General features: G+C 36.0%; 11 protein-coding genes. 6 read left to right on the forward strand and 5 right to left on the reverse strand.

All coding sequences use genetic code 11. The annotated features are described in order from the left end of the window. Nucleotides 1-78 precede the first annotated feature (78 nt). From AC22L0_RS17340 to AC22L0_RS17355, 4 genes are all read right to left on the reverse strand, one after another. Nucleotides 79-333 carry a YbeF family protein gene (locus tag AC22L0_RS17340; protein ID WP_001003933.1) on the reverse strand — a complete coding sequence of 85 codons (255 nt, stop codon included), beginning with the start codon at nt 331-333 and terminating at the stop codon, nt 79-81. Between the two features lie 167 nt (nt 334-500). Further along, nucleotides 501-1,886: a hypothetical protein gene (locus AC22L0_RS17345; RefSeq protein ID WP_000537865.1), complete on the reverse strand. Its 1,386-nt coding sequence runs from the start codon at nt 1,884-1,886 to the stop codon at nt 501-503. 181 nt (nt 1,887-2,067) lie between these two features. Continuing rightward, entirely contained in the window at nt 2,068-2,592 is a 525-nt protein-coding gene (locus AC22L0_RS17350; protein ID WP_001012043.1) for a DinB family protein, read from the reverse strand. 82 nt (nt 2,593-2,674) lie between these two features. Further along, a complete protein-coding gene (locus tag AC22L0_RS17355; protein ID WP_087967399.1) occupies nt 2,675-3,745 on the reverse strand; it encodes a M24 family metallopeptidase in 1,071 nt (356 codons plus the stop codon). 304 nt (nt 3,746-4,049) lie between these two features. Between AC22L0_RS17355 and AC22L0_RS17360 the strand changes: the two genes are divergently transcribed. Further along, on the forward strand, nt 4,050-5,231 hold the full coding sequence (locus tag AC22L0_RS17360) for a lysozyme inhibitor LprI family protein (protein WP_000736527.1): 1,182 nt from the start codon (nt 4,050-4,052) through the stop codon (nt 5,229-5,231). 50 nt (nt 5,232-5,281) lie between these two features. Here the strand turns inward: AC22L0_RS17360 and AC22L0_RS17365 are convergent, their stop codons facing one another. Next, on the reverse strand, nt 5,282-6,991 hold the full coding sequence (locus tag AC22L0_RS17365) for an Rqc2 family fibronectin-binding protein (protein WP_087967401.1): 1,710 nt from the start codon (nt 6,989-6,991) through the stop codon (nt 5,282-5,284). A gap of 105 nt (nt 6,992-7,096) precedes the next feature. On the opposite strand from AC22L0_RS17365, the gene AC22L0_RS17370 reads away from it, so the two are divergent. The 5 genes from AC22L0_RS17370 (at nt 7,097) to rpoZ (ending at nt 11,972) form a co-directional block, all read left to right on the forward strand. After that, entirely contained in the window at nt 7,097-9,820 is a 2,724-nt protein-coding gene (locus AC22L0_RS17370; RefSeq protein ID WP_001104775.1) for a calcium-translocating P-type ATPase, SERCA-type, read from the forward strand. Between the two features lie 99 nt (nt 9,821-9,919). Next, nucleotides 9,920-10,795: a YicC/YloC family endoribonuclease gene (locus AC22L0_RS17375; protein WP_000625869.1), complete on the forward strand. Its 876-nt coding sequence runs from the start codon at nt 9,920-9,922 to the stop codon at nt 10,793-10,795. A 67-nt stretch (nt 10,796-10,862) separates the two neighbouring features. Further along, nucleotides 10,863-11,126 carry an extracellular matrix/biofilm regulator RemA gene (gene remA / locus AC22L0_RS17380; RefSeq protein WP_001251456.1) on the forward strand — a complete coding sequence of 88 codons (264 nt, stop codon included), beginning with the start codon at nt 10,863-10,865 and terminating at the stop codon, nt 11,124-11,126. Between the two features lie 13 nt (nt 11,127-11,139). Then, a complete protein-coding gene (gene gmk / locus AC22L0_RS17385; protein WP_001257741.1) occupies nt 11,140-11,757 on the forward strand; it encodes a guanylate kinase in 618 nt (205 codons plus the stop codon). Between the two features lie 2 nt (nt 11,758-11,759). Next, the gene (gene rpoZ / locus AC22L0_RS17390) at nt 11,760-11,972 is read left to right on the forward strand and encodes a DNA-directed RNA polymerase subunit omega (protein ID WP_000933960.1); all 213 of its coding nucleotides are present in this window, start codon (nt 11,760-11,762) and stop codon (nt 11,970-11,972) included. Nucleotides 11,973-12,059: the final 87 nt, after the last annotated feature.

The following is a 12,059-nucleotide window of genomic DNA, read 5'->3' on the forward strand; positions in this document are numbered from 1 at the left end:
GTCGTTTTTTATATCATTGTTAAAACTTCAAGTAAAGTTCCATCAATATCAAAGAAAATCATATTACAATCTCCTTAACTACTTAGCGCTTTCTGCAAGCTCATATCCTCTTACAAACAATAAAGTCATATAAGAAACAATAAATGAGAAGATGCTGTACATGCCAACCCAAAAGAAAAATTTTGGAGTAAAGGCGATAACACCTATTATTAAAAAACTAGCAAACGTTACAATCGGCATTACGTAATACGTTTTCGTCTTGCGCGTTCCAATAACAGAAACGATAAAGATAAGTAATGGACAAATTAATAAGACGAAAATCAATTCATTCATAGGTATGTCCCCTTTTCTAATTGCAGTAATCTGTTTCTCGTAAACGTTTTGAAATAATTACTCTCCTAATATAATTTCGCTAAGTAATAACGAATCCCTCTTGAAAACTGATAATTCATGATGAATTTTACAAGCAAAAAACGTAAGCAAGAGAACACTTGCTTACGTTATAGAATAAACATCGCAACGATCGTGGTGACAATTAAACCGATAACAACCGGTAAAAAGTTTCGGCGTGCAAGTTCAAATGGATCGACTTTACAAATCGCAGCAGCAGGAATAAGTGCCCAAGGAATTAACGTCCCGCCCCCGGTCCATATAGCTGCAATTTGCCCGAGTGCTGTTAATGTAGCTGTTCCATGGCCAAGTGCTGTTCCAAAAAGATTGGCAATGGAACCAGCAAGTGATATACCTGAAAAACCTGATCCATCTAAGCCGGTAATGACACCAACGATGGTTAATGTCCCTGCCGATACATATTGATTTAAAGGAACAGTTTGAGATAAAGCGATGCCTAAGTCGTTAATGATTCCGTGTGAACCTTTCGGTAAATAGTCCCCGATAATTTTTACAAATCCACTATCTCCTAAATAAAAGAGTGCAGCGATAGGAATAACTGGTCCGAAAATTTTAAAGCCAAATTGGAGCCCTTCTATGAAATAATCGGTCGTTTTATTCAGTCCATTTCCTTTGTAGGCGATGAGGGAAATGATGATAATCATAATAACAGTCGTTCCGCCGATAAGTGCAGTTGCGTCGCTTCCTTGTAATTTAAATTGAATCATGCAAAGGATATCAATGATATATATGATAGGGATACAAATAGCGAGCCATTTTTTTATGCGAGAAGATAATGAAGTGAGCGTTTTAGAAGACTCAGTTGATGGAATAGCTTCTTGTATAGATAAGCCTGTATGAAACTCTTTTCGTAAGAAGAAAAAAGCGACAGAAGTTGTCACAATGCCCATAACGATAACGAGTGGAACACTTGCAGATACGATGCTGGAAACAGGGAGACCAGCCGCGTCTGCAGTTAATTTCGGTGCACCTTGAATAACGAAGTCTCCAGATAAGGCGATGCCGTGTCCAAATAAGTTCATAGCAATTGCGACCCCAATTGGAGGAAGGCCGACACGTACAGCAACCGGTAATAAAATAGCTCCCATTAAGGCGACAGCTGGAGAAGGCCAAAAGAAGAAAGAAATGGTCATCATTAAAAGGCCGATAATCCAGTAGGCGAGTGTAGGTGTACGAATCATTTTTGTAAATGGTGAAATCATCGTATCATTTATGCCAGTATGAACGAGTAAATTGCTCATTGATACGATAATGGAGATGATTAATATAGTTGGTAATAGCTCAGTAATGGCGTAAATGAAACTTTGAAAAATTCCGCTAATGGCAAGAGGGATAGAACTTGTTGCAGTTAATGCTAATAAAAAGATAAAAACGATACAAATGATAGTCGTATCTTTTCGGAGAATAAAAAAGGTAATAATAGTGAGTAAACAAATAATGTAGAGAGCGTGTAATAGCGTTAATTCAACTCCCATAACATTCACATCCTTTAGGCATTCGTGTAGTGTATTGTATGAAAGCAGTGAAAGTATGTGAGTATAGGAAAAAGAAAAAATTTCATGTACTGTAATGGTGAGAACGATAAATGGATGTTACAATACAGTTAATCCTAAAAAATGAATAAAAGAAAGTGCCACCTTATATGGTGGCACTTTCTTATTTTACTGCATGAGCTTTTTGCATCTTTTTAATTAAACGAATTTGTCCACGATGATTGATTTCATCTTCAAAAACGTGAAACCACTTAAAATAGTTATTTGCTGGTTTGTCATACCAAAAGTCTGTCGTTTTAAATAACCATTCATCAGGTAACGATTGAAAAGTCTCGATTGTTTTGGAACGTACTTCTTGTAATGTATTTATGTAAAATTCTATAGCGTTTCCTTTTATTTTCTCACGTCCAAGATCGCCTAATTCAATGCCAGGTAACCAGCGTTCTAATTCAGCCTCCGTTGGTTCACGGTCTTCAAAAGTATGAATCTGGTAGTAAAATTCAATAGCGGCCATATGGTACAATAACATGCCAATTGAATTTGTGTCCTTATCATATAAATAATCAAGTTCCTCAATTGTTAAACCTTCCACCCCTTGCATTGTTGTATAGCGAGCGTAATTCATCATGGAAACAAGATTTGAAAATTCAGGCTGTAACCCATCTATCTTATCAATTACAAAATTCAATTTAAATTCCCCCTCTTAAACGATGACTCCAGAGAAAGAATTCTATGTGCAACGAAAAACTCCTTTAAAAAAGGTCGTGATTTCAACAAGAAATAACAATTAGTTCTCGATTTGATTTTGTAATAACTTCATATCCATCTTTTGTAATGACGATATCATCTTCAATTCTACAACCGCCCCAGTTCGGAATGTAAATACCAGGTTCAACTGTAACAACCATACCTTCTTCTAAAGTAGCCGTACTTTCTTGAGATAAGCGAAGAGGTTCATGTATTTCTAACCCAAGACCGTGCCCAGTAGAGTGGCCAAAGTATTGACCGTATCCATGTTCTGTAATGTAATCCCTCGTTATATCATCGATACTTTTCGCAGTTTCTCCAGGCTTAATCGCTTCAGTCCCACGTTTTAACGCTTCTCGTACAACATTGTATATTTTTTTGAATTCTTCCGATGGTTCCCCTATTGCTACAGTACGTGTTATATCGGAACAATATCCGTCGTAAAGTGCACCGAAGTCTAATGTAACGATATCCCCTCGTTCGATTATTTTATTTGATGCAACTCCATGGGGAAGTGAAGAACGAACGCCTGAGGCTACAATGATTTGGAATGAAGAAGATGTAGCCCCTTTTTTTCGCATGAAAAATTCTAATTCATCTCGTACAGCATTTTCACTTATTCCTGGTTTTAGAAACGTAAGAATGTGGTGAAATGCTTCGTCCGCGATATTAGCTGCAATTTTCATTGTTTCTATTTCAGGCGTGTCTTTAATGATACGAATATTTTCGATAATTTCGCACACTTGAATCATTTCCGCCTGTACGTATTTTTGCAAGTTTTTATATTGTTGCAATGTCATGTTGTTTTCTTCAATTCCAAGTTTTTGAATGTTTAATTTCGATACTTGATGTGCAATTTCTTTTTCTAAATTTCCTTTATGCATAATAATTTCAGCATCTTTTATTTGTGATTTCGCTTGATCTACATAGCGGAAATCAGTGATAAAAACAGCTTGATCGGCAGAGATTAAGACGACGCCAGCGCTACCTGTAAAGCCTGTTGCATATTGACGGTTTTCTTTCTTTGTAATAAGTAACCCGTCGATTCCGTAATTATGTAGTTGTTTTTGGATGTTAGTTATTCTTATATTCATTTTAATTCCTCCTTTTTACATTAATAAAGCAAGAATTGTGCCAATATATTTATTTAGAATAAAAGAGAAGAGGGTAGCTGTGTGTCAAAAAAACTAGACGGATGTAAAATAAATATATATATAATTTTTACAGTAAGTTTTTATGCGAATGAACAATAATGTAAACTTGCAAACAAAATCTTTTTAATTTAAGTATTATATTTTTTGTATAAATAAATTAAAAAATTGGTATAATAAGGGATTGTTACGTTTTTTTGTAGGTAAAGAGATGTAACGAAAAAATTGGGTTAAGGAATGTAAATGTATGAAGAAATTAAGTAAAGTAATGTCATTTTGTTTGGCCGCTAGTATGCTTGTTATAACGGGGTGTGAAACAAGTGAAAACAAAGTTCAAGTGAATAAAATGATTGACCAGCTTGATGAAGCGCCAGAAGTGACAGAAAAAGAAGCAAAAAAGATTGTAAGAAAGAGTGTAGATGGAATAGCAAACGCGTTTAGTGAGATGGAAAAAGAAAATGGATGGAGCCGAAATAATCCTGGGGATTTAGAGACAGTTAAAAAAGGAGTTAAGGGATTAGTTTCAAAAAAGTTTGTAGAGAATCAGCTTCCTGAATTGCTTAATAACTTTAATAGATCGAGAGAGACTGATATGTTACCATTCCCAAATTATTTTCAATCTGAAATAAGATTTTCTTCTTCACAAGATAAAGAAAATTTAACGGTACATACATTAAGTTTAGAAGATGAAATAGGTCATGCGGCCCAAGAATGGGAATTTCATTTGGTGTATAAAGAAGGGGAATGGTTAATGGATAAATGGTCATTCGTTTTTCCTGAAGATTTAAAACTTACAAAAGAAGAAGCAAATAGAATTTTACAAATGCCAGACGATAAGAATGTGTCATTTGTAAGTGAAGAAAATAGTGGCGATAAGAAATATATATTCAAAGATAGTAACGGATTAATTACTGTAAATGCGAAAACATCTCTTATTTCATACAATGTAGATGAAAATAGGTATGAAAAAGTAACGAAAGAAAGAAATATTCAAGAAACAGAACAAGTACAGAGAAAGGATTCCAGTGCGTATACAGGCTCAAAAGACGAGAAACAATCGCAAAAAGAATCTTCTTCAAAGATAGATAGAGCAAATGTTTTAAGCGAATTAGCTGCTATAGATAAACAAGAAAAACATACGAATGCTATGTCAACCAATGATATAGTAAATGAAATAGAAGGAAATTATGAACTGTGGGATAATAAACTAAATGAAATTTACAGTACATTAAAAAGTACGATGTCAGCTGATGCGTTCCAGTCGTTAAAAACGAAACAAATTGCGTGGGTTAAAGAAAAAGAAAGTAAAGTTAAAGCAATTGGTACTGATACAAATAACGGAACGATGAGGCGTATCGAAGCCTCAGAAGAGAAATATAAGATGACAAAAGCAAGGTGTTATGAATTAGTAAATGGGTATATGAATTAGTGTGAACGAATATAAAAAAATGCGTTGCTTATAAGCAACGCATTTTTTATTTACGCTTTTAATTTCATTACAATATCAGCATCTGGTGTTACATATACGGTTTGCTGATTGTCGTACGTAACAAAACCAAGTTTTGCACCACTCGGTTTTTTGACATGGCGTATTTTGGTGAAATCAACAGGTACAGAGCTAGACTCTTTCGCTTTACTGTAATAGGCAGCAATTTTGGCAGCTTCTAGTAAAGTTTCTTCAGCAGGTTCTAAAGAACGAATGACAACGTGAGAGCCAGGTATGTCTTTCGTATGTAACCAAATTTCATCACGGCGGGCAAACTTCGTTGTTAAATAATCATTTTGTTTATTGTTTTTACCAACGAAAATCTCTGTGCCATCACTTGCTACATATTTATCTAATACTGGTTTAGTAGGCTTTTTCTTTGCGTTTTTCGTTTTACGATTGCGCACATAACCTTCTTCAGCTAATTCCTCACGAATTTCTTCAATATCTTTTGAAGAAGCAGCTTCCATTTGTTGAAGTAAGCTATCAAAATAAAGAATTTCTTCATTTGTTTTTTCGATTTGTTCTTCTACAACAACAACTGAATTTTTTGCTTTTTGATACTTTTGGAAATAGCGTTGTGCATTTTCAGATGGTGTTTTTAAAGGATCTAATGTAATTTTTACAGTTCCACCATTCTCATCGTAATAATTAACGACCTCAATATCTTTATCGCCCTTTTTTAAAGCGTACATATTGGCTGTAAGTAGCTCTCCAAATAGTTGATATTTATCTGCTTTTCCAGCATCTTGCAGTGTTTTTTCGAGTTTAATGAGTTTTTTCTCGTTTTTATTTTTTTCGTTTTGCATAAAGCGTTCTAAATCATGAGCTTGTTGTTTTACACGATCACGTTCTGCTTTGCCAAAGAAGAAACGATCTAACAATTCGCTTACTGATGAGAATGTTTTTTCTTCTCCTTGCAAGTGTGTAAGAGGGAAAAGATAAAAGAATTCTTTTCCATTTGCAGTAATCATTGTAGGTGTATATGCATGAGATAGTAATGGTGTTTGTATAGAGAAAAATGCTTCTGATAATGCTTTCTCGTTTACCATACCGGCTTTCTTTACTACTTCTTTTGCAAATAATGGGGATATTCCCATGAAAGCACCGACGAGTTGTTTATCCATATTTCCAGATAGAAAGTCTAGCGGTCTAATAAAATTATCTGCGGTTTCAATTTGCAGAGGATTGATTTTATGTTGGGCTGGTGGCGCGACGTACTCAGCACCAGCATATACAGTTCGGTGACGGTTTACGGCTAATGAAACGTGTTTTAAGCTATCTAAAATCACGTTTGTTTTCGTATCTAATAAGATAATGTTACTATGTCGTCCCATTATTTCAATTACTAATGTTTTTAATGATTCGTCTCCGATTTCATTACGACTGCGAACTGTAATTTGAATAATGCGTTCTAAGTCGATTTGTTCAATTTTTTCAATAAATCCACCTTCTAAATGTTTGCGAAGAAGCATACAGAACATCGGCGGTATTGCTGGCGAATCGTAGTTTTGATTCGTTAAGTGCATACGCGCATATGTAGGATGAGATGAAAGAATTAGTTTTTGGTTCTTTCCATTCGCTCGAATATGTAATAAAATCTCGTATTTTGAAGGTTGATATATTTTGGAAATTCTTCCTGTGTAAAGAGAATTTTCAATTTCATGTGTAATCGCTCTTGTAAATAATCCATCGAATGCCATAAATGAACACTCCTTTCTAACTAAATGTTAATTATAGCATTTTTTTGGACGAGGCTGAATAAGCTTTCAATAGAGTATGTCTGGAATCAGGAGGTCGATAGCAGGATGAACTGGTATGGAATGCGAGCACATGAAGTGGAAGAAAGAACGAATACGAATGTAAAGGTTGGACTTACAGAGAAAGAAGCAGAAGGGCGAGTAAAGAAATTTGGTACTAATGAATTAGAAGAAGCAAAAAGGCCTTCTGCACTAATGGTATTTTTAGCACAGTTTAAAGATTTCATGGTACTCGTTTTGTTTGGAGCAACAATTGTTTCTGCGTTTTTAGGTGAATACATTGATTCTATTGCTATTGTTGCCATTGTTATTATCAATGGTATTCTCGGCTTTTTTCAAGAAAGAAAAGCTGAAAAATCATTGGAAGCTTTAAAGGAACTAGCCGCTCCGCAAGTTACTGTAATGCGGAATGGAAAGTGGGTAAAAGCACCATCTAAAGCACTTGTTTTAGGGGATATTATTAAGTTTTCCAGTGGTGATCGTATTGGGGCTGATGTGCGTCTTGTTGAGGCATCAAGTTTATATATTGAAGAGTCTGCTTTGACAGGGGAGTCCGTACCTGTACAAAAGAAGGTAGAAGCATTGCAAGGGCAAGATGTTGCAATTGGGGATCAAAAAAATATGGCTTTTATGGGGACAATGATTACGCGAGGATCTGGTACAGGAGTCGTTGTAGCAACTGGTATGAATACAGCGATGGGGCAAATTGCAAATATGTTGCAAAATGCAGAGCAAATGGAAACGCCACTGCAAAGAAGGTTAGAACAGCTCGGAAAAATATTAATTATTGTAGCTCTTATTTTGACAGCGCTCGTTGTATTGGCTGGTGTGTATCAAGGGAATGAAGTATATCATATGTTTTTAGCTGGCGTATCGCTAGCTGTTGCGGCTATTCCAGAAGGATTGCCAGCAATTGTTACAGTAGCTTTATCACTTGGTGTACAGCGTATGATAAAAAAGAGAGCAATTGTAAGGAAGTTACCGGCCGTAGAAACGTTAGGCTGCGCTTCTGTTATATGCTCTGATAAAACGGGAACAATGACGCAAAACAAAATGATGGTAACACATATGTGGTCAGGCGGAGAATTGTGGAAAGTGACAGGGCAAGGATATGAACCTAATGGCTCTTTTATGAAAGGTGAAAAAGAAGTGAATCCAGCTAAGACAAAATCACTTTATCAGCTACTTACATTTGGTTCACTATGTAACAATGCAAATATTATTCAAAAGAAAAAGGCGTACGTATTAGATGGAGATCCAACAGAGGGAGCGCTTGTAGCTGCAGCAATGAAAGCTGGGATAACACGTGAGGCATTGAAAGGGAAATTTGAAATTATTCGTGAATTCCCCTTTGATTCAACTCGAAAAATGATGAGTGTTATTGTACGAGATCGAGAGGGGAAAAAGTTTATTGTTACGAAAGGAGCACCGGATGTTCTTTTGCAACTGAGTCAAACAATCTTATGGGGGGATAAGCAGCAGCCGTTAAGTGAGCTATATAGAAAAGAAGTACAGGCGGCTATTCATAGCTTAGGTAGTCAAGCGCTTCGAACAATTGCAGTTGCGTTTAAACCTTTAAAAGTCACGGATTCTATTGAACATGAAAGAGACGTTGAAAAAGATTTTATGTTGGTTGGAATACAAGGTATGATTGACCCGCCAAGGCCAGAAGTGGCGCAGGCGGTAAAAGAGTGTAAAGAAGCTGGTATTCGAACAGTAATGATTACAGGTGATCATAAAGTGACAGCAATGGCGATTGCTGAACAATTAGGAGTTTTACCACCAGATGGACGCGTTGTTGAAGGAGTAGAACTCGCGAATATGGATGTGGAGGAATTAGAAAATGTTGTAGAAGATACGTATGTATTCGCTCGTGTATCACCTGAGCATAAATTGAAAATTGTTAAGGCACTGCAAAATCAAGGACATATAGTAGCGATGACAGGTGATGGAGTGAACGATGCTCCAGCGATAAAAACAGCGGATATTGGGATAGCGATGGGAATTACAGGGACAGATGTTGCGAAAGAAGCCTCTTCACTTGTTTTACTAGACGATAATTTTGCTACAATTAAATCAGCAATTAAAGAAGGAAGAAATATATATGAGAACATACGTAAGTTCATTCGCTACTTATTGGCGTCAAATGTTGGAGAAATTTTAGTTATGTTATTTGCGATGTTACTTGCATTACCACTGCCGATGGTTCCTATTCAAATTTTATGGGTGAACTTAGTTACTGATGGTTTACCAGCGATGGCATTAGGTTTGGATAAGGCTGAAGGAGATGTGATGAAGAGAACACCGCGTCACCCGAAAGAAGGGGTATTCGCTAGAGGGCTTGCGTGGAAAATAATAAGTCGAGGGTTTTTAATTGGAGCAGTGACGTTAGTGGCGTTTATTATTGCGTATAACCAACATCCAAATGAACTGAAATATGCACAAACTGTAGCGTTCGCGACGTTGGTACTTGCTCAGCTTATTCATGTATTTGATTGTCGTAGTGAGCATTCTGTCTTTCACCGTAATCCATTTGGGAACGTGTATTTAGTAGGGGCGGTTATTATTTCGTTACTACTCATGCTAGTGGTTATATATTATCCACCGTTACAACCAATCTTTAGCACAATGCCGATACAAGCAAGAGATTGGTTATTAATTGGAGGTTTGTCATCAATTCCGACTTTCTTACTAGTAGGTTCTTTATTAACAGGGAAAAAGGCTAAGAAGAAAAAGCCGATATTATATAAGAAGGGATTAAACTTGAAATAGTCAATGTTATGAAAATGTGATATAATTTACAGAAGGTAGTAGAGCCTTGTCTCTATTACCTTTTTCATTGAGTTATTTTATGGCTTGGATGTGATAAAAATGATTTCTAGTATGACAGGGTTTGGAAGATCGAAAGTAGAAAGTGATACTTTTCAAATTACAGTAGAAATGAAATCGGTGAACCACCGTTTTTTAGAGATGAGTATTCGACTTCCTAAGCAAATGATGGTATTTGAGGACAAAATTCGTAAAATAATTGCACAGCAAGTTCGACGTGGACGCATTGAAGTGTCTATTAGTATAGCGGGTGAAGGACTTGTTGAAAGAAAATTAAGTGTGAATTGGTCACTTCTTGAGCAGTACCAATCGATGATGGAAGATATAAAAGGAAAATTTCAATTACAAGATTCTATTACACTTCAGCAATTAATGGCAATGCCAGAAGTAACAGCAATTGAAGAAATAGAAAATGTAAATGAACATTTTGAGAACAGTTTATATGAGGCTGTTCGTCAAGCTGCTCATATGTTGAAAACGATGAGAGATGGCGAAGGAGAACGATTACATAAAGATATAGCGTATCGTTTACAAGAGATTAGCAATTGTGTAAATGCAATTATTCCACATGCACCAATTGTTACACAAAAATATCGTGAACGATTAGAAAATCGCTTAAAAGAATTACATAATCAAGATCTAGATGAACAAAGATTGCTAACAGAAGTCGCAATCTTTGCAGAGCGTTGTGATATTCATGAAGAGTTAGTTCGTTTGCAAAGTCATTTAGAGCAATTTCGTGAAACATTGCAGATTGAAGAGCCTGTTGGAAGGAAAATGGATTTCATCGTGCAAGAGATGCATAGAGAAATTAATACGATTGGTTCTAAGGCAAATGACTTAACAATTTCAAAATATGTTGTAGAAATGAAAAATAACCTTGAAAAAATTCGTGAACAAGTACAAAATATTGAGTAGCTTTCAAAAAATATATAAAGTTATACGTGGTGGAGAAATCGGATAGACTTACTAGGAGGCGCAAACTATGGCCATGCGGTTTTTAAATATTGGATACGGAAATATTGTATCTGCTCATCGAATTATTGCTATTGTAAGTCCGGAGTCAGCTCCTATTAAACGGACAGTACAGGAAGCACGCGAACATAATGCTTTGCTTGATGCTACGTATGGGAGAAAAACAAGGGCGGTTATTGTTATGGATGATGGGCATGTTGTATTAAGTCCAATTCAACCAGAGACGATTGCACATCGTTTGAATAATAAAGAAGATTTAAGTGAGGAAGGGTAGGTTTTACATATTTATGAGAAGTAGAAGAGGATTGCTCATCGTTCTTTCAGGGCCTTCTGGGGTTGGAAAAGGGACGGTTCGTAAAGAGCTGTTTAGCCATGAGGATACACGTTTTCAGTACTCTATTTCAGTAACGACACGTAAGCCGCGTGAAGGTGAAGTAGATGGTGTGGATTATTTCTTTAAAGAAAGAGAAGAATTCGAGGAAATGATTCGTAATGAAAAATTACTTGAGTGGGCTGAGTTCGTAGGTAATTATTACGGAACACCGATTGACTATGTTGAAAAAACATTACAAGAAGGAAAAGATGTATTCTTAGAAATTGAAGTGCAAGGAGCAATTCAAGTTAAGAAAGCTTTCCCAGAAGGTGTATTTATTTTCTTAGCACCTCCAAGTTTATCTGAACTAAAGAGCCGTATTGTCGGACGTGGTACAGAGACTGAAGATGTTATTGAAAATCGTTTAACTGTAGCGAAAGAAGAAATCGAGATGATGGACGCTTACGACTATGTAGTAGAAAACGATCAAGTTGAATTAGCTTGTGATAGAATTAAAGCAATTGTGGTTGGCGAACATTGCCGCCGCGAAAGGGTAGCAAAATATTATAAAGAAATGACGGAGGGTCTATAATTATGTTAAATCCATCAATTGACTCATTACTACAAAAAATCGATTCTAAGTACACATTAGTAACAGTAGCTGCAAAACGCGCGCGTGAAATGCAACTTGCTAATAACTGTGTTGTAGAAAAACCTGTTTCTCATAAATGTGTAGGTAAAGCATTAGAAGAAATCGATGCAGAAGCATTAAGCTACGTACCAAGTGAAGATAAAGTAGCTGAATAAGCCTTTGCCTTCGACAAAATAAAACATAGACTTTATAATTTTCTATGTAACGGTAACAACCTATTTACAAGTAGGTTGTTATTTTTT

It is taken from the genome of Bacillus sp. LQ01, assembly GCF_057624735.1.

Coding starts and splice junctions, on each gene's coding strand:
- AC22L0_RS17340 (WP_001003933.1), bottom strand. CDS start 333: ATGAATGAATTGATTTTCGTCTTATTAATTTGTCCATTACTTATCTTT.
- AC22L0_RS17345 (WP_000537865.1), bottom strand. CDS start 1,886: ATGGGAGTTGAATTAACGCTATTACACGCTCTCTACATTATTTGTTTA.
- AC22L0_RS17355 (WP_087967399.1), bottom strand. CDS start 3,745: ATGAATATAAGAATAACTAACATCCAAAAACAACTACATAATTACGGA.
- AC22L0_RS17360 (WP_000736527.1), top strand. CDS start 4,050: ATGAAGAAATTAAGTAAAGTAATGTCATTTTGTTTGGCCGCTAGTATG.
- AC22L0_RS17365 (WP_087967401.1), bottom strand. CDS start 6,991: ATGGCATTCGATGGATTATTTACAAGAGCGATTACACATGAAATTGAA.
- AC22L0_RS17370 (WP_001104775.1), top strand. CDS start 7,097: ATGAACTGGTATGGAATGCGAGCACATGAAGTGGAAGAAAGAACGAAT.
- AC22L0_RS17375 (WP_000625869.1), top strand. CDS start 9,920: ATGATTTCTAGTATGACAGGGTTTGGAAGATCGAAAGTAGAAAGTGAT.
- remA (WP_001251456.1), top strand. CDS start 10,863: ATGGCCATGCGGTTTTTAAATATTGGATACGGAAATATTGTATCTGCT.
- gmk (WP_001257741.1), top strand. CDS start 11,140: ATGAGAAGTAGAAGAGGATTGCTCATCGTTCTTTCAGGGCCTTCTGGG.
- rpoZ (WP_000933960.1), top strand. CDS start 11,760: ATGTTAAATCCATCAATTGACTCATTACTACAAAAAATCGATTCTAAG.